The following is a 26,110-nucleotide window of genomic DNA, read 5'->3' on the forward strand; positions in this document are numbered from 1 at the left end:
AACAACAGAATGAAAAACATGCAAAAGCCTATATCTGAGTAAATTAATAAAAAATTGGGGACTATCGTTTTTTTGAAGTAATAAAGTAATATTTTCTTATAATCTTAATTAATACAATAGTTTATTGAATTATTGATATGTAATTTAGAGGTAAGATTGAAGTAATTTATTGCTGTGAAAAAATGTTAGATTTAGATTATCTCTGTATTAATAAAATCAATAACTTATAAAATATTACTTAGGATATTACAAAAAATTACCTTCAAAGGTAAGGTTATATATTTATATTTTTCAGATGCTTATAAGGCTTCATTACTTTATTACTCCATAAAAAATCTATTAGATAGAAAACACATTTATATGTGCCTTAAAGATGGGAACGCATCAAGCTATGGCCGTAAGAGTTGTAAGGCTAAATATTTATTCTGTCTTGTTTTCGGTTGAGTTTTAGTCAAATAAGCAAATGTGTAGATGCATAGTGAAATGCAGTATTAAAAAAGCTACTAGAATGCTGAAATGTACTAATAACAGCTTATGTTCACCTGATTTTTTCCTTTGTCTGTCCCTGCAGTAAAATAGCCACATTTAGAGAGGGCAGGTGGGGTGGGGCAACTGCGCGGACGTGGGGTGCGGTGGATTAGTTGGGAATTATTCTTATTTGAGTTTAATCCCATAAAAAAACCCACGATGAGCGGGCTTTAAAGTGATGTTTGTAAATTTATAAATTACTTGTTCTGAATCAATCCATACTCTTTGAACTTAATCACCTCATCACCCGCCCATTCATTGAACTGAAGTAGACGCGATTGCAATGGCACAATCTCATTGTGATAAAATACTTCGGTGGCAGATTTAATATCACCAAAACCACCTGCATTACTTGGAACGATACCCATCAACTGTGGCGGAATGCGTAATGCAGCTAAAATGTCGTCGCGTGTAATTGATTTAATATTGGTGAAATCGTCTTTTGCTGCAATCTCAGAAGTTGGGATGACTTGAATACCATCCTTTTTCCCATTTGGACTGTAATAGAACAAGTTTCGGAAATTACCCGGCCCTTTACTTTCTTTTAATGCTGTACGCAGGGCAGTGATGTCATTTGGATCACTGGCTGGGTCATTCACATAAAGAATAAATCCAGCATGAGATCCGTTGTTGTAATACTTACGACGAAAGAGGGTAGCCGATTCATTTAGCCAAGCACTTTGTAGAGCAGAAATATATTCAGGAGTACCATAAATTTCTTGATCTACATCTGTCTCGCGTATTTGGCAAATACGGTCTTGGGGGAACTCATGCTCTATATATCCGCGATGCCCTTGATCTAAGTAGAAGTATTGCCCCTTATTTTCTCCAGCTCTTGTATATTTTGCTAAAGCTGGCTTGAACTCAATTGTATTGTTCAAGCGCGAACGAACATCTTCAACATAAGTATTTCCGCACCAAATGAAATCCAATCCGACTTGCTCAAAAGACTGTCGACTCATACGAGGATGAGGAACATATAGGTTGGCTAAAAAATTCCGTTTGAAAATAATCCCGCTACTTAAAAACGGTGTTGATTTCCAGCTTTTCGACAGACCTTCAAGGCTGACTTGTGGTTCATACCAACGGCCATTAAACCAACATTGCATATAGTTTGATAAATCATTTCCATCCAATACTGGAACAGCATCACCAAAGGAAAATGCTTCCGTTTTATGAGAAACTGTTTGTTGTAATGGCTGCGGTAAAAAGTTCAGTGCAGTGTTCATTAAACTTTTGGCTGTTGAAAATGGGTTCATGAGTAAATCTCCAATACGGAAGTGTTTGTTTCTGTAATGCCAGCCAGTGGTTCGTTATAGATTGCATGCATAAGTGCCCAAGCGAGATCAGCATGCCCAATGTCTTCTGATCGACCTGCAGTAAACGTGATTTGTTTTTGACTAGCTGTAATCGTTTTTTTGATGCTCATGAGTGACTGAGTTAAATCCTTATCACCTGCATCGTATTCAAGTCGTCCATTGCGGATGACATCCAAAGTCTTATAAACAAGCTGAGCTTTAACTTCGGGCGAATACTTAAATGAATGAACAGCAGGAAAGAACTGTCGTACAAGTTCTGCAACACCCACGCCCATGCCTGTTGTATCAATACCGATATAAGTTACGTTGTAGCGTAAAGTGATGCTTTTGATATGTTCTGCTTGTTGGGCAAAGTCATCACCTTTGAACTGGTGTCGTTCTAATACACGGAACTTGCTGCCCGCCACAGCAGGAGGGGCGACTACAACTAAGCCAGCATTATCTCCAGTCAAAGCGGGATCGTATCCGACCCACACTGGTTTGTTGGCATAAGGGCGTGAATGCCAAACTTTGAAATCAGTCCAAGTTTCTAAACTGTCCACCATGCAATGCTGAAGCATGTTGAGCGGAAACATGGATTGGCCATCATCTACGAATTCACACATCAACAAGTTTTCAAAGTCATCAGCAGAGTATTCAAAACGAAGATCATCAATATTGAATAGATCGCATCCACCTTCTTGAGCGTCCAAAATGGTGACAATTTGGCGCCAAATCTTGTCCTCGCAGAGTCGCCCTTTTTTCAGAGCAGAGTGAGAGACATCAATCTTAACTTGTTTGTTTTTTGGACGGCCTTTATTGAATCGTTCACCAGTCCAAAATGAATGCGCTTCATGAGTAATAGTTGATGGAGTAGAAAAATAGGTTTTACGCCATTTCTTATGTAAAGCCATTGCCGATGCAACTTTCTCTAACTCATTAAATCCATGAGTCCAGAAAAATTCGTCAAAATAAAAATTCCCGTGATGTCCCTGTGCTGTACGGTAGTTTGTACCTAAGAACAACAGCTCTGCACCATTGGAAAGAACAATCGGATCTCCCGTGAGTTCAACCCCACAAACATCGGCTGCAAAGGCTTTGATGTAATGCTTAAAAATGTGGGCTTGCGCTTTTGAAGCTGATAAAAAAATCTGATTACGACCAGTCTTTAAAGCATCGATCAGAGCTTCACGGGCAAAATAATAGGTTGCACCAATCTGACGACTTTTAAGAATTGCACGGGAGCGCTGATCCATAGCCCGATACCAATTCCATTGGTAATCGAACAGGTTCTCTTCAAAAGCCAACACCAGTTCTTCAATTTGTTCTTCTGTAAAATGGTTCGGAACTTTTTTACGTGGTGCTGTATTTCGCTTGCGGATCTCAGGGTTTAAATCTGCTTCAGTTCCGTCATTTCGGTATTTCTCAATTCGGGCAAATTCTTTATATGCCCGCATCAATACATCGATTTCTTTTATGTCACCCGAAGTCTTTTTATTTTTAAGAATGAGCATCATCAAGCGAAGAGATAAAGCATTTTCAACACGATTTTCGGGCTTTTCTTTTTCCCAATCCTCACGTGTTTTCCATGCCTGAACTGTTCGCTCATTTTCATTTAGTACTTCTGCAATATCGACAATTTTCCACCCAAGCCAATATAAAAATTTGGCTTTCAGTTTGTTGTCCATAATCAGATGTAAGTTTGCTATTGGAGATAAATCATTCATTGCCAAGGGCTATTTGCTTTAATGTGCAAACATTGGCAGTACCTCATCTTTTTAGCAGTCTGAATAATTTGTATATGAGCTATATACAAAAATTTCGCATTGCGGTGAGTATGTAACATTGCCCATTCTGCACCTATTCGAAAACGTGATTTTTATCCGACAATCAATTTACTGAATAGGTTTGCAAATGAGCAAAGAAGATAAAAAATATAAATCCAAGTGGTTCCGCATTGCTGTAGCTGGAGACACCACGGACGGACGTGAAATTCAAGCCGATTGGATTATCCAAATGGCTGATAACTATGATCCGAATACCTACGGTGCTCGTATCAATATGGAACATTTCCGTAGTGTTTTTCCAGATGGAGTGTTTGGTGCTTATGGCGATGTTTTGGCACTGAAAACTGAAAAAATCATCATTGATGGTGAAGAAAAAGATGCGCTTTTTGCTCAAATCGAGCCTACCCAAAGCCTGATTGAACTGAACAAGAAAAAGCAAAAAGTTTATACCTCTATTGAAGTGGATGACAATTTTGCAAACAAAGGTTCAGCATATTTGGTCGGTTTAGCCGTGACTGATAGTCCAGCATCTTTGGGGACAGAAATGTTGCAGTTTGCAGCTGGTGCAAAAGTAAACCCATTCTCCGACAAGAAACAGAAACCAGAAAATTTGTTTACAGCTGCTCAAGAAGTCTCTTTCGAATTTGAAGAGGTTAAAGAGCAGCAATCTTATTCCGCAGGCTTACTCGACAAAGTAAAAAAATTATTCTCAAAACAAGAACAAAACGACAAAAAGTCTGCGGAATCTTTTTCTGAGCAAGAACAGGCCATTGTCGAAATTGCCACAGAAACGGCAAATCAAGGCAAAGCTGTCTCAAAAATTGAAAATGATTTCAACACTTTGAATACAGCACATGAGCAACTTCAAAACGACTTTACTGAGCTGAAAAATAAGCTCAATGGCGAGCCAAACGATGAACCTCGTCCAAAATCTGGCAATTCGAAATTCAACGAAGTAGTTGATTGCTAGACCAATTCGCCAACCCATTCCAGAATTAAAAAGAGTACACATCATGCGTAACGAAACACGTTTTAAATATAATGCTGCAATGGCTCAATTAGCCCAGCTGAATAACGTTGAAAAAGTTTCTCATAAATTTAATGTTGCCCCGACTGTGCAACAAAAATTAGAAGATAAAATTCAATTGTCATCAGCATTTCTACAAAAAATTAATGTCTTTTTAGTAGATGAACAATCAGGTTCAGCGGTAGGTTTAGGGATTTCGCGTCCAACCGCTTCGCGTACCAATACTGATACGAACGATCGTCAGGCAAAAGACCCAAGCAATATGGATGAGCGATTCTACTTCTGTCGTAAAACAGACTTTGATACCGCCATCAAATATCAGAAGTTGGATCAATGGGCAAAGTTTAAAGACTTCTATGCACGTTTTTCTGGTCAGATCCAAAAGCGTCAAGGTCTTGACCGTATCATGATTGGTTTTAACGGTACGTCTTTTGCCGCGACCACAGACATTGAGGCCAATCCAAAATTGCAGGACGTTAACAAAGGCTGGCTGCAAAAAATGCGTGAAGAAAATGTGGCACGTGTACTTTCTTCAGGTGCAGCACAGGGCAAAATTACTATTGGAAAATTAGGTGACTACAAAAATGTAGACGCTTTGGTGATGACCTTAGTTGATGAAATGATCGATGAAGTACACCAGGACAACCCTGATCTTGTGGTGCTTTGTAACCGTAAAACTGTAGCGGATAAATATTTCCCATTGGTCAACCAAGATCAGCCGAACTCTGAAAAGCTGGCTGCAGACATCATTATCAGCCAAAAGCGTATGGGCAATTTACCCGTCTATGCAGTGCCATTTTTCCCTGAAGATGCAATCTTAGTCACCACTTTCGATAACTTATCGATTTATGTGCAAGAAGGATCTCGTCGACGTACCGTCATCGATAACCCGAAACGTGACCAAATCGAAAACTATGAGTCTTCAAATGAAGATTACTACATTGAAGATTTAGGTCTTGCTGCGATGGCTGAAAAAATCGAAATCTTGGCGGAGTAATGTTGAATGAACTTTGCACGACAACATTTTCTCAAACACAGTGCGAAAGCAGCAGCGGTTTCCGCTGCTGAGTTTGGCACTATGGAGTCGCAAACGGCTTATGAGTTGCAATTAATGCAGCTAAATAATGACCGTCGACGTCTCAAACAGATTCAGTCCACCGAAGCAAAAATTCAACTCAAGCAAGGGTTAGTTCCAACTTACCTGCCGTATGTAGATGGAATCATAGAGGCCAATACAGGTGTTCAAGATGAAGTCTTTATGACGGTTTTGGTCTGGTGCATTGACACTGGAAATTATGCAAAAGCACTAGAAATGGCTGAATTTGCACTATGGCATAACATGATCATGCCAGATCGTTTTGAGCGTAAAACGGCTACTTTGGTGACTGAAGAAATTGCTAACGCATTTTTGAAGCAGTTGAAAACCAATGCTGAAGTTGAAATTGGGGTACTGCAGCAATTAGAGCAACTTGTCCTCCAAACAAAGTTTGATGAAAAACTTCCAGACATGCCTGATCAAGTTAAATCAAAGCTTTTAGTTGCTTTAGGCAAAGCGACGATTAAACAGATCCAAAGCAAAGATGAACCGAGTCAGTCAGACATTGCTTTTGCTCAAGAAGCACAAGCACATCTTGAACGCGCAATTGAACTGGATGATAAGTGTGGTGGTAAACAGGATTTAAAAACAATGGAGACATTGTTGAAAAAGTTCCCACCAGAAGTAGAAAAACAAACTGAACCTTTGCTCAATGCAAAAGGTTCACAAGTCGTGGATGACCAGGGCGACCTGCAGTTCAAACCGACATAACCGAGTGCCCACGCACCGCATGGGCGAACAATGGTGATGTCATTACACTGTAATACTCATTAAAACCATTGTTCCCACCCATGCACTAACAAAAACAACGGCAGGGGATAGCATGGGATTCGTCGCAAATGGCAATAACACACCAAGCCACATCCAAATCAAAAGTGACCCGTTTTATCCGATTATTGTTTTGGATCAAATCCGAGAAATTGTCCGTATTGATGGCGCGGTTACCAACGAAAGACTTCAGCAAGCAATCATCGAAGAAGTGCTCGACACCAACCGATTATTAGCGTCCCTCAAAGCGAAAGCAGGGGCTTTGTCAGAGCTATCGACAACACAAATCAATGATCAACCTGATACCGACTTTTTGTATTTGTCTGCAGTGGCCAACGGTGTCGCTGCCAAATTAAATGAGAACTATCGAAATTATGACAGTTCAAACGCAGGTGCAAAAAAAGCCGAACAAGCCGAGTGCACGGTGGATGATTATCGTCGCAACAAGCAATGGGCTATTCAGCATTTATTAGGTCAGAACCACACAGTCGTGGAGCTGATATGAGCAAAACCATCATCGCAATTCAAAACGACACCATCGACACCATTTGTTGGCGTGAATACGGACGCAGCGCTGGTGTAGTGGAAATGGTACTCGAAGCAAATCCAAGCATTATCGACCATGGCGTTTTTATTCCGATGGGGACGGAAGTCATTCTGCCTGATATAGAAACACCACAACAAACAAAACAAACCATCCAGCTATGGGACTAATTAAATGGCAGAACCAACAACACCAGTAACCATTGCAGCATTGAGTGCTGTTTCATTATTTCCATTTATCAATGGAAACGCATTGTTAGGGGCAGTACTTGGGGCAGCTTTTATTGCCACATTTGAAAAAGATTTAAACGCCTTTCAGCGTATCCGAAACATGCTCCTTGCAACGGGTATTGGTTATATCAGTGCTCCTTTAATCACTGAGCATACTTTCTTAAAAGCAGATGCAGTCGCAGCGCTCATTACCTCAACCCTTTGCTTATTCATCTTAATCAAAGTGGTGGATTGGGTTAAAGCAGCCAAGCTGTCTGACATTTTGAACATTTTCCGAGGTGGAAAACCATGATTGAACTTCTCTTTCAATGGATCGCAGTCTTAGCCTATTTATTATGCGGATTTCGTATTGCTTGCTTCAGCCACGGTGGAAATTTCCACCGTGGCTACTCATGGTTAGCAGCCCTCTTAATTGGATCATTCTTAGGCCAGTCCATTCACATTTTATTTTTCAAAGACCCGGTCACCTTATGGGATGCCATCTTTGCAGTACTTCTAGGGGTACTCATCTGGAGATCCAAAGGTAATGTGGCCAAACTCATCTGGAGTACGACTCAATGATTCTTAAATATGGTGCTCGAGGCGATGAAGTCGTCTTGGTTCAAAAAAAGCTTAAAGAACTTGGCTATAAAAGCAAAACAGGTAAGCCTCTCAGTACCGACGGCATTTTTGGTGAAAGTACAGAATTTGCAGTTATTCAATTCCAAAAGAACAAAGGCATTTTGGTCGATGGAAAAGTCGGGGATAAAACCCGCGCTGCACTTGCAGGTTCCGACGTTAGTAAGTTGCTCAAAGACAGCGACTATATTGCCGCTGCAAAACGTCTAAAAGTGTCTGAATTGACCATCCGTGTCTTTGGCGCAGTTGAAGGACGTGGGGTGGGTTTTTTAAAAAATGGTAAAGCCAAAATCCTATTTGAACGTCATCGCATGTACTTCTACTTAGGGCAGTTTAAAGGCAAGTCGTTTGCCAGTTTACAAGCACAAACATGCCCAAGCATCGTAAATCCTAAAACGGGTGGCTATAAGGGAAATGAAGCGGAATACACCCGCTTGCGGTTAGCTCAAAACATTCATCCTGAGTCTGCCTTGATGTCTTGTAGTTGGGGGCAGTTCCAAATTATGGGTGAAAACTGGAAAGAGTTAGGTTACGAATCTGTTTTCGAATTCGAGAAACAAATGCAAACCAGTGAATCCCTGCAGCTTGAAGCCTTTATCCGCTTTATTGAATGGAAAACTGGCACAGTTGGCGGGAAAAAAGTTTCATTATTAGAAGCCTTACGTGCAGAAGATTGGACAGCAGTTTTCACGCTTTACAACGGTCCAAATTATAAAAAACTCGGTTACCAAGCCAAGTTCCAAAAAGAATGGGATCACCTTGAGCCGATTTATGGAGCAAAGCAAGTCGCATGATGCCACTGACTTTACTTCGCCCATTAGTAAAGCCACTCATATTGTTATTTATATGTGTGGCTTTGGTGCTGACATTTAAATTTGTACTCAAATCACAACAAAAAATTGGTGCACTGGAGCAAGCGCTGAGTGAAAAACAACAGCAGCTCGAGCAGCAAGCATCAAGAATAAAATCCATTCAAACCAGTGTGTCTGAACAGCAAAAAAGCATTGTTGAATTGCAGAAGGTACAAAGTGATTTACAGTCCAAATTTGAACAGCGTCAAATCACCTTAAAAGAGATTTTTGCTCATGATGAACCTTCTAAAAGTTGGTCTGTTCAGCCTATTCCTGATGCAGTTCGCAGCATGTTCAACACAGCCCCAACCCATAACAGAAGTCAAATTGTATCCAGTGCTCATCCCCTGCAATAAACCCATATTTAGCCTAAGCACAAATCTAGATTTGGTCTTGGCTTTAGAGCAAACGGAACTTGCTCGAGCACAGTGTTCAGCGCAGGTGGATTCCATTATCAAAATTCAGGAACAAAACAATGAGAAAGCCCGATAGTTTACGAAGTCACTTACTCAATGCGGTGAAAGAACTCCAACGTGATCCTGATCGATTGTTGATTTTTACAGACAAAGGTAATGTTCGTTGCACTATGGCAAATGGCCTTTCATTTGAATATGTCTATGAAATCAATTTAATCCTAACTGACTATGCAGGGGAGCTTGATGCAGTCATGCTGCCTTTGTTCGATTGGGTGCGTACGCATCAGCATGAGCTATTAGTGAACACTGAAAAATCGAAAGAGGCATTCAAGTTTGAAACTGAAATACTGAGCAATCATACAGTCGACCTTTCTTTAACCTTTCCTTTAACTGAACGGGTGATTGTGAAACGTCAAGGCGATGGCACACTCGATATTTCTTTTCCCGATGAACCTCAATATGAAACTGCGGCTGAACCTAAGCCATTCAAAATGATCGATCATAAGACGGGTGAAGTCTTGGCTGAGTGGATGTCTGCGCCACCTGAAAATCATTACTTTGGGCCCTAATTTATGGCAGAGCTTCAGGCACTAAACGATTATCTTGCTCCATTGCTTACCAAGTTAAGCGATGCCGAGCGTCGAAAATTAGAAATGAGCATTGCCCGCAAAGTTCGGGCATCACAAAAGACCAGGATAACGCGACAACAAAATCCCGATGGCAGTGCTTTTGTGCCTCGAAAAAAACGACTAAGGGACAAGAAAAATAAAATCAAAAACAAAATGTTCAATCTTATTAAAACTTCAAAATATATGAAGATTGAACGAACCTCTGAAGGGGTGGCTATTGGCTTTATGAACAGAGTGGCCAACATTGCCCGGGTTCACCAATATGGTTTAAGAGATCGAGTTGAAAAGGGCGGTCCGTCCGTCAAATATGACAGCCGAGAGCTATTAGGTTTTACCCCCGCAGAATTAGAAATGATTGAATCTGAAGTCTTAGACCATTTTTCAAAATAAGAACAATCCTTTGTATATAGCGCATATACAAAAATAATCACATGCATAAAAAGGCGGGCTGCATAACGATTGCAACATGAATGCAGATCTAGCCCGTCGTCTTGAAAATCTTATCCGTTTTGGACGGATCAAGACCATTGAACCGTCTCAACCCTATACAACAGTCACCGTCAATTTAGGCGAGATTACGACTGGAAATATCCGTTATTTAAATTTAAGAGCTGGAGCCGATAGAACTTGGGATCCTCCAAGCATTGGGGAAGAAGTTGTCGTTCTCAGCCCTTCGGGTGTTTTAGACATGGGTGTTGCTATAGCGGGCTTGAACAATGAAACCAACCCTGCGCCATCAAGTGACCTAAATAAAGTGATTCGACTTTTTTCAGATGGTTGCCTGATTTGCTATGACGTTAGTTCACATGCACTGGAAGCCATTTTACCTGAAGGAGGAACTGCAGTTCTGACCGCATTAGGTGGTGTCACCATTAATGGAGATACGACCATTAATGGCAATGTTCAGGTCAATGGTAGTACAGCCATGACGGGAAATAACACAGTCGGTGGCAGTCAACTTGTACAAGGTAGCAGCCATTCTACAGGTGACTTCAGTACAGAAGCCGATGTAAAAGCAGGTGATATCAGTTTGAAAAATCATAAAACATCGGGCGTTCAGTCAGGTGGAAGTACTTCAGGAGCACCCGTTCCATGATGAATAAAAAAAATGGTCAAACGATCAGTACAGTCCACGAGTCAATACAGCAATCAATAGAGGACATCATCACGACTCCCATTGGGAGTCGGGTTATGCGCCGAACCTATGGATCATTGATTTTTGAATTAATAGATCAGTCCATTAATGATGCTTTGATCTTGAAGTGCTACAGCGCAATTTATACAGCAGTTTCAACTTGGGAAAACCGCATCAACATTAGTCAAATCACTGCCAGTGGTGTAGATGGTACAGGTTTGGTTTTTGACATTGAAGGTGTCTATAGAACCACAGGACAAGAAATGAATTTAAGAATTCCATTAAATATGGGGGCTCAAGCATGAGTGTTGATTTTTCACAACTTTCAAAACCAAGCATGGTCGAAGAAATAGATTTCGAAAGTATTCTTTCAGAGCGTAAAGAATACTTAATCAGTTTATTTGACCAAGTTGAGCAAGATCAAATTCGTCAAGTCCTACAAAGAGAAAGTGAGCCGCTTACTAAATTCTTAGAAGAAAATGCGTATCGGGAAGTCATTTTAAGAAACAGAATTAATAATGCATCACTTTCAGTTCTGCTGGCATTCGCTGAAAAAACGGATTTAGATGCGGTGGTGGCAAATTATGGAATTACACGACTGCTTGTGAGTGAAGCAACTATCGAGACAGGTGCTGTGTATGAAACAGATGATGCCTTGCGTCATAGAGCATCCCTTGTTTTTGATTCCTTGAGTGTCGCTGGACCAACGTCTGCATATGAATATCATGCATTATCCAGTGATGGTCGTGTCGTTGATGCAAAAGCATCATCACCAGCACCTGCAGAAGCTTTAGTTACAATTTTACAAAGTGACACCACAACAGGTGCAGCAACCAGTGAACTTTTGGTCATTGTTCAAAATTATTTAAATGATGATGTACGCCGACCTGTCGCTGACCGTTTAACAGTTCAATCTGTTGAAGTTGTGCCATTTGAATTGGTTGCAACAATTTACACAACCAGTTTACCTGAATCGGATTCACTCATTTCTTCAGCTAAAGCTGCAGTGCAAAGCTATCTAGATGAAAGCCGTAGAATTGGTCGTTCAATCTACATATCAAAGCTTTATAACTTGTTACATGTCTCAGGTGTTGTAAGAGTGGTGATTTCCAGTATTACGACTGATATTGAAATTAGTGCTGTTCAAGTGGCTCATTGCACCAATATCACTATTAATGCAGGGGAAGCTTAATGGCTACACTTCTACCCCCAAATTCAACAACCCTTGAACGACATGTTTGTCATGCAGCGTCTAATGCCATTGAGCTTGAAGTAAATATCAAAAGTATAGCTACACTAAAAAATCTACCTAACGATTTTCTCCCTTTAATTGCTTGGCAAAACTCTGTTGATCGCTGGAACCGAAATTGGTCTGAAGAACAAAAAATTGCACAAATTAAAGCCAGTTTCGAAATTCATAAATACAAAGGTACGAATTATGCACTTCGCAAAATCGTCGAAGCATTTGGTTATAACGTCACAATTTATGAATGGTGGCAAGAAGTACCGATTAGCGAACCAGGAACTTTCCAAATCCTAATAGATACAAATAACCAAGTTTTAACAGAACAAGGGCTAAAAGTATTACTTCAACTTATTGATGACGCTAAGCCATTAACTCGGCACTGTAAAAACATACAAATAAATGTGCAACCTAGCATAGCTAACTACCATGCTTTAGCAGCTTGTTATAGCGGTGATGAAACAACGATTTACCCAGAAATACCTGTCATTAGTATTTTGCCAAGCATCTTTTGGGCCTTTTACGAACATCAAACAACAGAGATTTATCCTTTTGGAGTTACCCTATGAGCTACTATACAAAATTAACCGATTCTGGCTTAAATGCCATAACAGCTGCACTGAACAGTAGTTCAAAGGTACCAATCTCGTATATGGCATTTGGTGATGGACTTGGATCTGTACCAGAGCCTGATGAACATGCTACTTCTTTGGTAAATGAAGTTTATCGAGTCGGAATTAATAAAGTTGAAGTCCATGAAAAAAATGAAAACTGGCTCGTATGTGAAGCAGTTATTCCGTCTGCTGTAGGCGGGTTTAATATTCGTGAAATTGCTTTGTACGACAATACAGGCAATACCATGTTGGCAATTGCAAACTATCCTCCAACTTATAAACCCTCTGTAGAAGAGGGGGCGGCAAAAATTCAAACAATTCGTATTGTTATTCAAGTTGATAACAGTGGAGTTTTTGAATTAATTATTGATCCTGATATTGTTTTAGCAACAACACGATCTGTAATGCAGGCCAAAGAAGACGCAATTGCACACAGCGATCATTTATTTGAAGAATTAGATAAAAACCTTCCTACCACATTTGGCCAACCTGCTGGATTAATGGGTGGGGCTGTACGACTTAAACCAGATGGAACACCCTACTTTATTGCTGATAACGCACATGCCCCGATTGGATTTACAGGTGTGGAAAAATCAGGGAATTATATTTTAAGAGTAAATTACGAACATCAGTTTAAGAAGGTTGGAACTTTACTTGCGACCGTTGATGAAACATTAGCACCCTATATGCTGAGTATCGGTGGTTCCGTCGCTCAAAACTTCGCAAACCTCCAAATTGCAGCTCCGCTATATTTTACAGCGAAAGGCGATGGTACGATCACACAAATACCTGAAATTTGGAAAGATTATGTGCAATATTCAGCAGCAACTTCAAGCCCGTCACAAGGATATGTAGTGTTTAGCACTCCAGCCAAACCTATTACTGCACAACAACCCGTTGTTAGTGCACTAACTGACCCCAATTGGATATCACGGCATAAAAATTATTCTTCTTATTCATCAGATAGTGCGCTTCGAGTTGCTGCTTTTGCTGAAGTTGAAAACATGATGCAGGTTAAATATCAAAATGGGGTATTTGATATAGCTGGGTATAGAAAATCTGGATACAGTGTAGAGTTCGCTAATGGTGTTTTAACTATTAATCATCCTACACAGTTTTCGACACCAGTACCGTTAAGGATAATTGAACCTATGGGGGCTAATTATTCTTATATTTTACAGGGCTATACTACTACCTCTACAACCTATAAAGTTTTTGATGAAACGGGTGCGCTAAAACTAACCCCAGATAATATTATTTTTAATTTTAAAATTGAGACATATGAAAAGCACAGAGCTTTAGAGCCATTAACCGAAAGTGACTCATTTACTGTCTTTGCAGGATACTATTACCTACCTGTTGATGCATTGAAGAAAATGCAAGCAGGTAATCTTTGGATGACAGGTATAATGAATCGTTAAGACATTTTAAAACAGGCAATATTCTGTTTAATTAATCGTAATTATGGCGATACGGAATATCGTGTGTATTTGGTAGCAATCAAAGGACAGTTTGATCTATCGAAGTATTCTTTGTATATAACGCATATACAAATTTAAAGGACTGACAAAAAAATCCCAATTTGTAAGCCTGTGATCTGAAAACATTACAACAGATCACAGGCTTTTTTATGGCTACAGATTCTTATCATCATGGAGTACGAGTCCATGAGCTCAATGAAGGTACTCGTCCTATCCGAACCGTATCCACTGCGGTCATTGGACTCATTGCTACAGGTTCAGATGCAGATGTAACAGCATTCCCGCTGGATAAACCCGTATTAATTATCAATATTCAAGCTGCTATTGGAAACGCAGGTACACAAGGGACACTTGCACGTTCATTACAGGCCATTGTCGATCAGACCAATGCTGTAGTCGTCGTTGTGCGTGTCGACCAAAAAACAGATGAAGCAGAGCAAACCACTGCAGTTATTGGTGGAACGGTAAACGGCAAATACACAGGCATGAAAGCCTTGCTGACTGCAGAACAACATCTCGGTGTAAAACCGCGAATTTTAGGTGCACCAGGACTCGATACTGCAGCTGTCACCGCATCACTAGGTGGAATCGCTGAAAAGCTACGTGCGTTTAACTATGTATCTGCACATGGTTGTGAAACCAAAGAAGAAGCAGTTGCTTACCGCGATGCGATTGGTTCACGCGAGACCATGCTTATTTGGCCAGACTTTTTAGGATGGGACACGGTCACTTCATCGACCAAGACCTTTGAAGCCACTGCACGTGCACTCGGTTTACGCGCAAAAATCGACAACGATATTGGCTGGCACAAAACCTTATCAAACGTACCAGTCAATGGCGTTACTGGTATTTCCAAAGACGTGTTCTGGCAACTTCAAAGCATGGATACCGATGCAGGTTATCTCAACAGCAATGAAGTCACGACCTTAATTCAAAGTAACGGCCTCCGCTTTTGGGGTTCTCGTACTTGTACTGATGATCCACTTTTTGCTTTTGAAAACTCTACTCGTACAGCACAAGTTCTTGCGGACACGATGGCTGAAGGGCACATGTGGGCAGTGGATAAACCACTACATCCAAGTTTGGCCCGTGACATTGTCGAAGGGATCAATGCCAAATTCCGTGATCTGAAAACGCAAGGCTACATCATCGATGGTGAGTGTTGGTTTGATGATTCAGTCAACAGCAAAGAAACCCTCAAAAGTGGTCGACTCATTTTGGACTATGACTACACACCAGTCCCACCACTTGAAGATTTAACCCTACGTCAGCGTATCACAGACAAATATTTGGCTGACTTTGCTTCACGTATGACGGCATAAAAAGGATAAAAACAGCATGGCTTTACCCAAAAAATTAAAAATGATGGATCTGTTTAACGAAGGTAATTCTTACCTTGGCCAAACAGGTGAAGTCACTATTCCAAAGCTAGTCCGCAAATTTGAAGACTGGCGTGGTGGCGGTATGAATGGCAACGTCAAAATCGATTTAGGTTTGGGTGATGACGCAACCGAGTTCAACTGGAAATTGGGCGGTATTGACGGACTCGTTATCGAACAGTTTGGCGCAACAACGGTTGGTGCACACATGTTGCGTTTCACAGGTTCATATCAGCGCGATGACACAGGCGAAACTACAGCGGTCGAAATAGTGGTTCGTGGCCGTCATGAAGAAATTGATTTCGGAAACCAAAAAGCAGGGGATGACACTGAAACCTCAATCAAAACCATCTGGTCTTATTACAAGTTATCGATCGATGGTGTTGAGAAAATTTTGATTGATATTCCGAACATGATTGAACGTGTCAACGGTGTAGATCTGCTTGAAAAACACCGCGCCAATATTGGCCATTAATTTTCCTACCCTTCTGTAGTTCAGTGCTGCAGGAGGTTTTTTTATATCTCTTTTTCTATTAAGGAATGTTTACATTGAAAACTTTAGCGCAACAAGAAAACACCGCAGCGATTGACCCAGATATTCAAACTGTTGATCTCGAAAGCCCAATCATGATGGGAACACTTGAAATCAAATCAATCGAAATCCGAAAACCAAATGTCACTGCACTTCAGGGCGTGAAAATTGCCGATCTTTTAAATGGTGATGTCACCGCTATTTGTAACGTTATTCCACGTGTGTCCACACCCACATTGACCAAGTCTCAAATTAACCAGTTAGATCCTGCGGATCTCGTGCAAATCGGTGGTGTACTCGTGCTTTTTTTGCAACCGAAATCAGTGCGTGTAGAACACTTACGCCAACAGTAGACGACGCGATTTCAAACATTGCGGTGGTGTTCCACTGGCCACCGCAAGCTTATGCCGACATGACACTTAGTCAAATGATGCAATGGCATCAAAAAGCCATTGAACGTAATGGGTCAGATGCCGAATGAAAAAATTAAGATTAGAGGTTCTTTTTGGGGGGAGAGATAAACTTAGTCCTGCTCTTAAAATCATCGCTGGTAGCAGTAATGCTGCCAGTGTTGCATTAAAAAAAACCAATGACCAATTGAAAGACCTTGAAAGTCAACAGAAAAAACTAGCAACTTTTAAAAAGCTAAAGGATGACGTTAAACAGGCGTCACAAGAGTTAGAACGCCATAAAAAAACAGTTCAGTCACTTAAACAACAATTGGCCACCAATCCAAACTCCAAACTTTCATCAGAACTTAAAAAGACTGAAGCAGAAGTTAAACGTCTAAATAAAGTCGTCACCGAAGGTCGACCAAAGCTCATGCAGCTTCGTCAGGAACTGAATAATGCAGGATTAAAATCAACCAATCTTGGTCAGCACCAGGAAGAACTGAAAAACAAAATTAAGAGCACAAACACCGAGATTGATCGCCAAAGAAACCATTTGAAGTCTTTAAACGGTCTTCAGACAAATAGTCAAAAATGGATTGGTCATACAAAAACGGCTGCTATGTATGGTGCAGGAGCTGCTGCAACGGGTGTTGGTGCACTTTATGCCATGCGTAAGCCAATTGACGAAACCAAACGCATGGACATTACAGAAAATCGTATTGGTGCTTTAGGTTTGGGTAAGGATGCGACCAAAGAAGCAACTCAATATGCTCGTGCAATGAAAACCTTTGGTACATCGACATTAGACAACATGGGTTTAATGTTAGATGGAGTAACGGCATTTGCAGACGTACATCATGCCAAAATGGTCGCCCCGACGTTGGCAAAAATGAAATTCGGTAATGAAGCCATGTTCGGTGCAGAGCAGGGAGCTGAAAACGAACGTTTATTCATGGACATGCTTAAAGTCATTGAACTTCGAAATGGTTTAAAAAGCGAAGCAGCCTTCAACAAACAAGCCAATATTATTCAACAAGTCGTTACGGCTACTGGTGGACGTGTTCAAGCACCTGAATGGCTAAATGCAATTAAAACAGGCGGCATTGCAGTTAAAGGACTTACAGATGAAGCCTTCTATTACAAAATGGAGCCGATTGTTCAGGAGCTAGGCGGACATAGATATGGTACTGCTGCGATGTCAGCCTATCAGAATATTTATCAAGGTCGAACCACCAAACGTGCAGCAAATAACATGGAACGTCTTGGTTTAATTGCAGATCCGAGCAAACTAAAACATGATAAAGCTGGCCAGATTTCATTCCTAGACGTTGGTGCAATTAAAGGTGCAGACCTATTCAAGAAAGACCAGTTCGCTTGGATGGAAAAAGTGCTACTGCCTGAATTGGCAAAAAAAGGTATTACCGAGAGAGGTCAAATTCATGATGCTATCGGCAGTATTTTTACAAACCGTACGGCATCTAGCCTATTTTCGACAATGTACGATCAACGTGAGCAAATTCATAAAAATGCCAAGTTGAATGCGGGTGCAGAAAACATCGATCAGTTAAGTGATCGAGCAAAAAACACCACAACTGGTAAAGAAATTGAAGCTAAAGCCAAACTGCATGATGCTTATCTCAAATTCGGTACCACGATTCTCCCTGTCTATACCAACGCAATTGAAATCGCCACAGACGCACTAAAGGGCTTTACTGGATGGATGGAAAAGAACCCTACTTTAGCAAAAGCACTGGGAATTGGACTATTGGTGATTGCAACCAGTCTGATTGCGATTGGTGGAGCGCTGTTGGTGTTTTCCCCACTTATTATAGGGATGTTAAGTCTAAGGCTCATTATGACTTCAACAGCGACTGGTGGGACTGCCTTAGCGACTGTATTTAGCAAAGTTCCGACTGTATTTGGCTTTCTTAAAACAGCTATTTTCGGTGTCGGTCGTATGTTCTTGTGGTTAAGCCGTGCATTGCTCATGAATCCTATTGGTCTAATCATTACCGCGATCGCAGTTGGGGCATATCTCATCTATAAAAACTGGGGAAGCATTGGACCGTGGTTTTTGGAAAAGTGGAATGCAATTAAAACGGGTGCAGCAAATGCATGGCAGGAGATCAAAACTGGATTTAGCTCAGGCATCTTAGGCATTTCTTCCACTATTTTAAATTGGTCACCTCTAGGATTGTTCTATCGGGCATTTGCGGCCGTATTAAGTTGGTTCGGCATTGAATTACCGCAAAAATTTACAGGCTTTGGCGGCATGCTTATTGATGGACTCATAAACGGGATTAAAGCGGGCTTTAATAAGCTTAAATCGGTGTGGAGCGAAGTCACCAACTACATTCCGAATGTTTTCACTAAACGCATGGATATTCATAGCCCGTCTCGCGTCATGGCTGCATTAGGCGGTCATGTTATGGGGGGAATTGGTGTAGGACTTGAACAAGGCTTTCCTGGTCTCAAAGAAAAATTCAATCAAGTGTTGAATGTCTTTAATCCTAATTCTCACACAGCACTTGAGAAAATTAATGTTGCACCGGCTTTAGCAAAAATTAATCCGGTGCAAAGACTTTCAAGTACAAACCGTGGTGATGTCATCGTTCAAGGCGACACCATTACCATCCAAATTACTGCTGCACCAGGACAAACAATTCAACAACTGCAGAACATGATTGAGGGCGTGTTGAACCGTCGTGATCAGCAAAAGCAAGCACGTGCGCGTAGCAGTTATATGGATGATGAATAGGAATTTAAACAATGATGATGATCTTAGGCATGTTTGTATTTTCTATCCCTACAGCCACATATCAAAGCTTACAACGTAGTACGGCATGGAATCATGCCAGTAACAACCGTGTAGGGAGCATGCCCGCGTATCAGTACGTGGGCAAAGGGGAAGATACCATCACACTAGAAGGTTCAATTGTTCCCGAGTTTGGCCAGCAGCTATCAATTACTGCATTGCGTGTGATGGGGGACACGGGTAAGTCCTTTCCCCTCATTGCGGGTAATGGGAAAATTTATGGGATGTGGAAGTTAGATTCGGTCGATGAGACACAAACCTATTTCTTCAAAGACGGTCTGCCCAAAAAGGTTGAATTCTCTTTAAAGCTCACCAAAACGCAAACTGCAGGAACTTTGATGGGGAACGTCTTAGGTAGCATTGTAGGAAAAGTCTTATGAACCTGATGAGTGAACTTGATGATAGCTATCCGCAGGCCATTTATAGACTATTGGTCGATGGTGTCGACATCGGCACCAAATTTCAGGATCGGCTCAATAGCTTAACGATTACAGATAATCGGGGCATGGAAAGTGATGCGCTCGAGGTAACACTTTCAGATCATGACGGCTTATTGAACCTACCACCTAAAGATGCAGTGATTCAGGCATGGATCGGTTGGAGCAATACAGGCTTAGTCTACAAAGGTTTGTACAAAGTGAAGGAGGTTGAACATTCGGGAGCACCCGATATTTTGACCATTCGTGCCTCCAGTGCCGACCTAAAATCAGGTCTTAAACAGAAAAAAGAACGTAGCTTCAGTAACGTCACTTTAGAAGCCGTATTACAGGCAATCGCATTCCAACATGAGCTTGATTTATCGGTGCACCAATCACTGGCCAAACATCAAATTATCAATTTGATCCAAAACGAATCCGATGCAAATTTACTGACGCGACTGGCAGATGAACATGATGCAATTGCATCAATTAAAAACGGCAAATTACTGTTTATGCCCAAAGGTGCTTCTCAGACCATCTCTGGCCAAGACCTTCCAACATATCTGATTACCCGCGATAAAGGGGACAGCCACCGCTATAGCAATACTGATGGCGGTGATGAAATTACTGCAGTACGTGCGTTTTATTATGATGCTGCACAAGGGAAAAAGCTTGAAGTCGTTTATGGTGATGCCAGTAACCAAAACATCAAAGAACTTCGCCATATTCACCAAGACAAACAATCGGCAACTTTGGTGGCCAAAGCAAAACTGACAGACCTTAAACGTACATCGCTGACCTTTAGCTATAACTTAGCCTATGGCAATCCAGACCTTATCCCTGAAATGACCTTTCTATTTGATGGTCTAAAAGAACAGATCGACGCGGTTTATTGGCTCGGTACGCGCATCACTCATAGCATTGATGCCAGTAATGGTTTTACCACAGCCTTAGAGCTTGAAGTGTTTTGCCCAGATGTTGATGATGTCTCCGAGTTATTCGAAGACCAGTTTGAATCTGAAAAAGATAAAAAATGGACAGGTGTTGTGGTCTATTACCAGTCAGGAAACAAAGCCGTTGCGCTGACAAAGGGGGATCAATCTAACCCTAAGCATTTCACCTATTTGTATGTGAGTAGAGAAGCTGCTCAAGCACGACTAGATCGCGAGTACGCATTGCTAGATCCAGAGACAGGCAAATTCTCAGCACATAACGAATTGGAAATTAAGCCCTATACAGGAATTAAAACCCAATACACGATCGGGAAAAAAGCGACACCTCGCTATTGGGTTACATTGGGCGACCAATCCAATCCCAAAATTATTAATCACGTCTATAAAAGCAAAAAAGCCGCAGAACAACGTTTAAAAAACGAAATGCCACGGCTCAATGCTAAAAAGGATATGTTGCAACAAGTCAAAGAGACTGCTTAAAAATTGGTGATGATCAACTCATTGCCATTATGCTCTTCATGCGCTGCTTTGCTATTCACAGACCAACGAATCTTTTTATGCTGGATTTTATAGTCTTTGAATAGCTCTCTGACCTCAGGTGTATCATTCAAACTGAGAATAAATTTGCCCTGAATTTTATCAAGGTAATCCTTCAAATCATAAAAGTCCTGTTTAGACCAAATCCCTTTGCCATAAGCATTTTCGCAGTCCCAATAGGGCGGGTCTAAATAGAATAGCGTTTCGGGTCCATCGACACGTTTGAGGACATAATCATAACTCGCATTTTCAATCACAACATTCTGCAGCCGGGTGTGAATTGAAACTAAATGCTCGCGCAACTCTTCCCCAAGTTTTAAACGGCTTTTGCGGTCACGGCTATATGAAAACGAGCCATCCAACTGGCAACCAAAGGCAGCACGAAGCAAATAATAAAATTTAGCTGCTCGTTGAATATCTGTCAGTCCACGATCGTTCTTTTTCATTTCATTGAACAACGTGCGTGAGAAAAGGGTATTTTCAAACTCGTCTAAGAATGCTTCAAAGTGATATTTCAGAACTCGGTATAAATTGATTAAGTCATCATTAACGTCATTAATCACTTCAACTGGAGAAGCCGTTTTTTTAAAGAGAACCCATCCAGCACCACCAAATACTTCAACATAGGTTTTATGTTCGGGCATTAAGTCAATAATGGTTCGTGCAAGTTGAGATTTACCACCCAGCCAGCCCGAAAAGCTGTGACCTTTAGGATTGTATTGCGGAATTACAGAAGTGTTTGTCATCGATCTTACCTGTGTCGATTTGACGCTCTGGGCGTTCAGGTAAGGCACTCAGGGTGCTCTGAAATGTATTTAAAGTTTTACAGCGTGGGCATTTTATTTCTAATGCATCAAAAGCCCCAACTTTTGCCAGTAGCTTAAAACAGCATTGGCATTTCAAATTTTGCATAAGTTTTTTCTACATGAGCAAAACAGGCGAAATCTTATTAAAATTCAACAAAAAGAACAAATATTTATTCTTTTATTTTAGAATGGTGAAAAATATATTCTTAATCTGGGGTGAGTATGACGGCTGTAAGTTTCAATAAAACCAACGCGGACAGTTCACGACCAAGAATGATCTGTCCACATTGTAAGGTGACCAACTTAAAAATAAGAAGCAGCGAACAAAAACATCCACTCCTTAAAGAAATTCGACTGCAGTGTCCAAATATTCTTTGTAGTTTTTCTTGTGTCGGAAATATCGAACTGACTTACGTGATTTCTCCAAGTGCAACGCCCGATCCATCTATTCAGTTACCAACCATTCAAGAGTTAAAAGAACTCAAAGCAGCAAATGACGATTTCATAAAGGACCCTGACCATGATTAGTAAAGCGTTATTAGTCTCACTATTTCTAGGGTTTATGTATTTTTTAATCACCCTAGTGATTACCAAAGATTGGACGTATTCAAAAGCCACTTTTCTAATAGGCGTTAGTTATCATTTTTTGAGTACAAGAATTTATGAACTGAAACAGGATATTAAAAAGTTAGAGGGCAACCATCATGGCCAAATGTAATATATGTGGAACACGTACTTGGTTTTTCCAAACGCATCGTTGCAAAGCTAAACCAAAACCAGAGATCGGTCGACAAACTGTAGCGGCTAGATCTCCTTCTGAAAGACGGCTTACAAGCATCGATACAACTGATCTTTATTTGGTACAACAACAGCAAAATCTGATTAATTCAGTTGGCAGTGAGCCTGAACCTTGTCGAATGACTTCTGATTTTCATCGTCCTATTCAGAATCATGCTCCAGACCCCTCCTATACTCCTCCATCATATTCGAGTGAATGTAGCTCCTCGAGCAGTTGGGACAGCGGATCAGATTCATCTAGTAGTAGTTATTCAGGGGATTAATACAGTGAATCCAGAACAACTCTTTGAACTATTTTATAAAAGTGTTTGTGAAGATATGAATCCATGCGGATTAAGACGCCACAACGGTATGTATCAATGGTGGCACGAAAGGTTCATGAATTCATATTATGGAATTCAAGAACCTAGTCATTTAAGAAGCTGGGCAGAGGCACCGCAGATGTGGTTGGCAGGATATAGGGAAAAAGAAAAAGGTCACGAAAAGTGACCTTTTTATATTTATGGAGAATATGATTTTTTTCCGAAGAGAGCATCAGCTAGCCTAAAAAAGTTATCATTTTCAAAAGCTGAAGTTTTTATTTTTCGTAAAAGTGCATATCGTACAATGTAATTTTTCAATTCATCATCGCCTAGATAAATCGTCATAAGAAGCATAGTATAGCTTTCATTGAAACTTTGGTAAGAAACAAAGATCTGAATTGCATCTTCAATAATATCAAGCTCTTTATGTGACTCAATAAACCTAAGAATAAAGCACAAATACTCAATGTATTCAGAATCTAGTATTACATTAGCTGTATGTCTATTTGCATAAATTACTGCTTCGTGAATTACATTTTTAAGCAAATTATTATCAAAGTCTGGTTTATATATAGAAAGTTTACTAATTGAGTCTCCAAAATGATTTTCAATAAAATAGATAAATTTGTCGAAATGGGTGTCTCCATTGAAGTTTCCATTAGTCAAACGTTTATCCATTTCCTCAACTTTTCGATGTTTTTCATCTAAAAATTTAAAGAAAAGAGTATAGAAATTTTGAACCTTTACGTCATGAATTTGTTGTTCGATTAGTATTCTTTGTTGATCTGTTATTTTTCTTTGACCTTCTGCGATGTCCGTAGCTCTTTGTATTTCTAAACGTTGATCATGTAATTCTTTACGTTGTAGAAACAAGGTAATAATAAGTACAGCAAAAGCCAAACCACTAAAAAGTGTATTTAATGCTCCATAAGTATCGCCAAATGTACCATAATTTACATCATCAGCATTTTGAATCTGAAAATTTAAATGTTCTGCAAGCCAAGTTAAAAGAAATGGAAAAAAAATCCATATAATAAAAATGCAAAAGAGGAGGGTAATACTCCAACGATTTCTATACCATTTATTTATAATTTTAAAAAACTCTTGATTGCATTTAGGTATTAACATATCTCACGACCTGATCTCTAACCGCAGAATAAGAATAAGCTGTAATTTTAACCCTCATTTTTAAAATCCGATTTGCTAACCAATCTTTTTTCTATAACACCATCATAAGAAAAAAATATTTGTTCTTTGCTCTTAATTTGCCTTGTTTCAGAAAAATCAACTAATTCATTATTAGTCGGATAACCTGGTTTAGGAATATATGGAAAAGAAAATTCTAGTTTCATACCAGAGTCTTTCATCACTTTGAATTTCTCAAATACTAAATCTGAGAATATTGGTATTTCAAGAACCACATTTGCAAAGCGAATATATCCTAAATATTCAAAATTTTCTTTTATGGGCAGAGTAGTCTTGAACTCATCTAAACTTGAAACTTTTTTGTATAAAATAGATACATCAAGAGGCGTTTTAGTAAATCCATCTAATCGAGTTTTTATGACCGTTAGTGGTGAGAAAATTTTTTTATTTTGATCTTTATTTATTATCCATTTCCTCAAATGCTCAAATTTATGCAAGTGATCACGCGGTAATAAACCAAAGAAAATTTTCATGAAAGCTTTATAAACTTGTACTGGAGTATATTTTTCTTGTTTAAAATCGATTGTAACTTTGTTTGAATCATAGTTTAAGTTAAATTCATCCTCTTGAAGTTGTATCATAAATTTGTTTTGATTTTCATCAAATTTAAATGATCTATTCTTATTAAAATTTGTATTAATTAAGTTCCCTTTTCTATTTTTTAATCGGTTTAAAGTTCTATATGGCTTGAAATATTTATCGAGTTCAGATTCAAGAGTTTCACCAAAATGTTTATTACAATCATCACACTCTTCATAATGTAATAAAAAATGATTACCTAAAAGATATGGAATTACATGTGGATGCTTTTCAAAATCAACATCATCAGAAGTTTTATGGCAGAAAATGCATTTTTTAAAAGTATTATTTTCCAAAGGGTATAAGTGAAAATCTTTAGATAAATGAGCATAATCTTCGTACTTAAATAAGGAACGATATTCTTTTATTCCGTCGAATATTTGATATATGCCAATTATTCTATTTCTATTAAAAATTTCTAGCTCAATAGACAATTTTGGTTGACCATAAGGTGATTTATAAGCATAAATATATCTTTTCATCTCACCACCTGATAACGACACATAGACTCGCCACATCGTGCATGATTAACTGCTGTACCATCCTCAAAAGTCATTGCATCTATATCCGAACCTTTAACTATACTTGAATATAAACCAGCTCCGATTTCTCCACCCAATAAAGCTCTGGTGATACGTTGGCCATCGTCAAATACGGCAAAAGCTTTTTGCGGATTACCAGCATCATACTTCCATGCTACATCTACAAACTCACGGCTTAAACTCAGTTCCAAACCATTACGTTGATCTTCACTGAAGTAATATGTTGTCATTGGCTCACCATTTTGGTTAGCACCAGACTCTTTTTCAACGACAGGCAAGCCAACCGAAGCGATAATTTCTTCATCATTTTTCAGGTCAACTCTTGCCACTGGAGAAGTGAAGTCCACTGCAGGGAGTTCAAACTGTGGTCGGTCTTGTTCTTCTTGTTCAGCTATATTTTTTTGAATTTCAGTTTGCTTTTTATCAAACTCAGCTTGTGCCGTATCAGTGGCATTTTGAGGTTCATTTGAACATGCAGTTAATGTTAAAAGTGAAATAATTAGAGGGTAAATTCTTTTCATAATGAATAGTTTATAAAAATAGTACCTCGCTATTTTGCCATAACAGGGTACTATCGACAACCTC

The 26,110-nt window shown here is 39.8% G+C and carries 31 protein-coding genes; 25 read left to right on the plus strand and 6 right to left on the minus strand.

Annotated elements, in window-relative coordinates; genetic code table 11:
* Positions 1-725: 725 nt before the first annotated feature.
* Together JZ787_RS05435 and JZ787_RS05440 are read right to left on the minus strand one after the other, a co-directional pair.
* On the minus strand, positions 726-1,787 hold the full coding sequence (locus JZ787_RS05435; protein WP_346311841.1) for a phage portal protein: 1,062 nt from the start codon (positions 1,785-1,787) through the stop codon (positions 726-728).
* Entirely contained in the window at positions 1,784-3,553 is a 1,770-nt protein-coding gene (locus tag JZ787_RS05440; RefSeq protein WP_346311842.1) for a terminase family protein, read from the minus strand. Before JZ787_RS05440 ends, JZ787_RS05435 begins: the two co-directional genes overlap by 4 nt.
* A 187-nt stretch (positions 3,554-3,740) precedes the next feature.
* Here JZ787_RS05440 and JZ787_RS05445 point away from each other — a divergent pair, with 187 nt between their 5' ends.
* From JZ787_RS05445 to JZ787_RS05555, 23 genes are all read left to right on the plus strand, one after another.
* Positions 3,741-4,583 (plus strand): GPO family capsid scaffolding protein, encoded by an 843-nt coding sequence (locus JZ787_RS05445; RefSeq protein ID WP_346311843.1) that lies wholly within the window; start codon positions 3,741-3,743, stop codon positions 4,581-4,583.
* 43 nt (positions 4,584-4,626) lie between these two features.
* Positions 4,627-5,637, plus strand: coding sequence for a phage major capsid protein, P2 family (locus JZ787_RS05450; protein WP_346311844.1), 1,011 nt, complete (start codon positions 4,627-4,629; stop codon positions 5,635-5,637).
* Positions 5,638-5,643: 6 nt separating this feature from the next.
* Positions 5,644-6,447 (plus strand): phage terminase small subunit, encoded by an 804-nt coding sequence (gpM, locus tag JZ787_RS05455; protein WP_346311845.1) that lies wholly within the window; start codon positions 5,644-5,646, stop codon positions 6,445-6,447.
* Between the two features lie 112 nt (positions 6,448-6,559).
* A complete protein-coding gene (locus JZ787_RS05460) occupies positions 6,560-7,009 on the plus strand; it encodes a head completion/stabilization protein (RefSeq protein ID WP_346311846.1) in 450 nt (149 codons plus the stop codon).
* On the plus strand, positions 7,006-7,218 hold the full coding sequence (locus JZ787_RS05465; protein ID WP_130234935.1) for a tail protein X: 213 nt from the start codon (positions 7,006-7,008) through the stop codon (positions 7,216-7,218). Before JZ787_RS05460 ends, JZ787_RS05465 begins: the two co-directional genes overlap by 4 nt.
* A gap of 4 nt (positions 7,219-7,222) precedes the next feature.
* Positions 7,223-7,570, plus strand: coding sequence for a putative holin (locus JZ787_RS05470; RefSeq protein WP_130234936.1), 348 nt, complete (start codon positions 7,223-7,225; stop codon positions 7,568-7,570).
* Positions 7,567-7,839: a phage holin family protein gene (locus tag JZ787_RS05475; protein ID WP_130234937.1), complete on the plus strand. Its 273-nt coding sequence runs from the start codon at positions 7,567-7,569 to the stop codon at positions 7,837-7,839. The genes JZ787_RS05470 and JZ787_RS05475 overlap by 4 nt, the downstream gene beginning before the upstream one ends.
* Complete coding sequence (locus JZ787_RS05480; protein WP_346311847.1) at positions 7,836-8,690, plus strand: N-acetylmuramidase family protein; 855 nt, start codon at positions 7,836-7,838, stop codon at positions 8,688-8,690. The genes JZ787_RS05475 and JZ787_RS05480 overlap by 4 nt, the downstream gene beginning before the upstream one ends.
* Positions 8,687-9,103 carry a DUF2570 domain-containing protein gene (locus tag JZ787_RS05485; RefSeq protein ID WP_130234939.1) on the plus strand — a complete coding sequence of 139 codons (417 nt, stop codon included), beginning with the start codon at positions 8,687-8,689 and terminating at the stop codon, positions 9,101-9,103. Before JZ787_RS05480 ends, JZ787_RS05485 begins: the two co-directional genes overlap by 4 nt.
* 119 nt (positions 9,104-9,222) lie before the next feature.
* On the plus strand, positions 9,223-9,732 hold the full coding sequence (locus tag JZ787_RS05490) for a phage tail protein (RefSeq protein WP_346311848.1): 510 nt from the start codon (positions 9,223-9,225) through the stop codon (positions 9,730-9,732).
* A 3-nt stretch (positions 9,733-9,735) separates the two neighbouring features.
* Positions 9,736-10,182 (plus strand): phage virion morphogenesis protein, encoded by a 447-nt coding sequence (locus JZ787_RS05495; protein WP_346311849.1) that lies wholly within the window; start codon positions 9,736-9,738, stop codon positions 10,180-10,182.
* 76 nt (positions 10,183-10,258) lie between these two features.
* Positions 10,259-10,888 (plus strand): phage baseplate assembly protein V, encoded by a 630-nt coding sequence (locus JZ787_RS05500; protein ID WP_346311850.1) that lies wholly within the window; start codon positions 10,259-10,261, stop codon positions 10,886-10,888.
* Complete coding sequence (locus tag JZ787_RS05505) at positions 10,885-11,232, plus strand: GPW/gp25 family protein (protein ID WP_346311851.1); 348 nt, start codon at positions 10,885-10,887, stop codon at positions 11,230-11,232. The genes JZ787_RS05500 and JZ787_RS05505 overlap by 4 nt, the downstream gene beginning before the upstream one ends.
* Positions 11,229-12,119, plus strand: a complete 891-nt coding sequence (locus JZ787_RS05510) for a baseplate J/gp47 family protein (protein ID WP_346311852.1) — start codon at positions 11,229-11,231, stop codon at positions 12,117-12,119. Before JZ787_RS05505 ends, JZ787_RS05510 begins: the two co-directional genes overlap by 4 nt.
* Entirely contained in the window at positions 12,119-12,739 is a 621-nt protein-coding gene (locus JZ787_RS05515; RefSeq protein ID WP_346311853.1) for a phage tail protein I, read from the plus strand. Before JZ787_RS05510 ends, JZ787_RS05515 begins: the two co-directional genes overlap by 1 nt.
* Entirely contained in the window at positions 12,736-14,205 is a 1,470-nt protein-coding gene (locus JZ787_RS05520; protein WP_346311854.1) for a phage tail protein, read from the plus strand. Before JZ787_RS05515 ends, JZ787_RS05520 begins: the two co-directional genes overlap by 4 nt.
* Before the next feature lie 209 nt (positions 14,206-14,414).
* Entirely contained in the window at positions 14,415-15,587 is a 1,173-nt protein-coding gene (locus JZ787_RS05525) for a phage tail sheath protein (RefSeq protein ID WP_346311855.1), read from the plus strand.
* Positions 15,588-15,603: 16 nt separating this feature from the next.
* Complete coding sequence (locus JZ787_RS05530) at positions 15,604-16,119, plus strand: phage major tail tube protein (protein ID WP_279732234.1); 516 nt, start codon at positions 15,604-15,606, stop codon at positions 16,117-16,119.
* A 74-nt stretch (positions 16,120-16,193) separates the two neighbouring features.
* Positions 16,194-16,529, plus strand: a complete 336-nt coding sequence (locus JZ787_RS05535) for a phage tail assembly protein (RefSeq protein WP_346311856.1) — start codon at positions 16,194-16,196, stop codon at positions 16,527-16,529.
* Between the two features lie 26 nt (positions 16,530-16,555).
* A complete protein-coding gene (locus JZ787_RS05540) occupies positions 16,556-16,657 on the plus strand; it encodes a GpE family phage tail protein (RefSeq protein WP_228259157.1) in 102 nt (33 codons plus the stop codon).
* A complete protein-coding gene (locus JZ787_RS05545; protein ID WP_346311857.1) occupies positions 16,654-19,326 on the plus strand; it encodes a phage tail tape measure protein in 2,673 nt (890 codons plus the stop codon). Before JZ787_RS05540 ends, JZ787_RS05545 begins: the two co-directional genes overlap by 4 nt.
* Before the next feature lie 11 nt (positions 19,327-19,337).
* Positions 19,338-19,763, plus strand: coding sequence for a phage tail protein (locus JZ787_RS05550; RefSeq protein WP_279732237.1), 426 nt, complete (start codon positions 19,338-19,340; stop codon positions 19,761-19,763).
* A complete protein-coding gene (locus tag JZ787_RS05555) occupies positions 19,760-21,235 on the plus strand; it encodes a contractile injection system protein, VgrG/Pvc8 family (RefSeq protein WP_346311858.1) in 1,476 nt (491 codons plus the stop codon). Before JZ787_RS05550 ends, JZ787_RS05555 begins: the two co-directional genes overlap by 4 nt.
* Here JZ787_RS05555 and JZ787_RS05560 read toward each other — a convergent pair.
* Positions 21,232-22,038: a DNA adenine methylase gene (locus JZ787_RS05560; RefSeq protein ID WP_346311859.1), complete on the minus strand. Its 807-nt coding sequence runs from the start codon at positions 22,036-22,038 to the stop codon at positions 21,232-21,234. The two genes, JZ787_RS05555 and JZ787_RS05560, sit on opposite strands and share 4 nt — an antisense overlap.
* Before the next feature lie 282 nt (positions 22,039-22,320).
* On the opposite strand from JZ787_RS05560, the gene JZ787_RS05565 reads away from it, so the two are divergent.
* Positions 22,321-22,626: an ogr/Delta-like zinc finger family protein gene (locus JZ787_RS05565; protein ID WP_346311860.1), complete on the plus strand. Its 306-nt coding sequence runs from the start codon at positions 22,321-22,323 to the stop codon at positions 22,624-22,626.
* 537 nt (positions 22,627-23,163) lie between these two features.
* On the plus strand, positions 23,164-23,385 hold the full coding sequence (locus JZ787_RS05570; RefSeq protein ID WP_346311861.1) for a hypothetical protein: 222 nt from the start codon (positions 23,164-23,166) through the stop codon (positions 23,383-23,385).
* Positions 23,386-23,396: 11 nt separating this feature from the next.
* Here the strand turns inward: JZ787_RS05570 and JZ787_RS05575 are convergent, their stop codons facing one another.
* Genes JZ787_RS05575 through JZ787_RS05585 form a run of 3 tightly spaced genes read right to left on the minus strand, consistent with a single transcriptional unit; the run spans position 23,397 to position 26,046 of the window.
* On the minus strand, positions 23,397-24,326 hold the full coding sequence (locus JZ787_RS05575; RefSeq protein WP_346311862.1) for a hypothetical protein: 930 nt from the start codon (positions 24,324-24,326) through the stop codon (positions 23,397-23,399).
* A gap of 47 nt (positions 24,327-24,373) precedes the next feature.
* Positions 24,374-25,465, minus strand: a complete 1,092-nt coding sequence (locus JZ787_RS05580; protein WP_346311863.1) for an HNH endonuclease — start codon at positions 25,463-25,465, stop codon at positions 24,374-24,376.
* Positions 25,462-26,046: a hypothetical protein gene (locus JZ787_RS05585; protein ID WP_346311864.1), complete on the minus strand. Its 585-nt coding sequence runs from the start codon at positions 26,044-26,046 to the stop codon at positions 25,462-25,464. Before JZ787_RS05585 ends, JZ787_RS05580 begins: the two co-directional genes overlap by 4 nt.
* Positions 26,047-26,110 lie beyond the last annotated feature (64 nt).

This window comes from Acinetobacter sp. BWR-L5 (assembly GCF_039655985.1).
Lineage (GTDB): Bacteria > Pseudomonadota > Gammaproteobacteria > Pseudomonadales > Moraxellaceae > Acinetobacter > Acinetobacter johnsonii.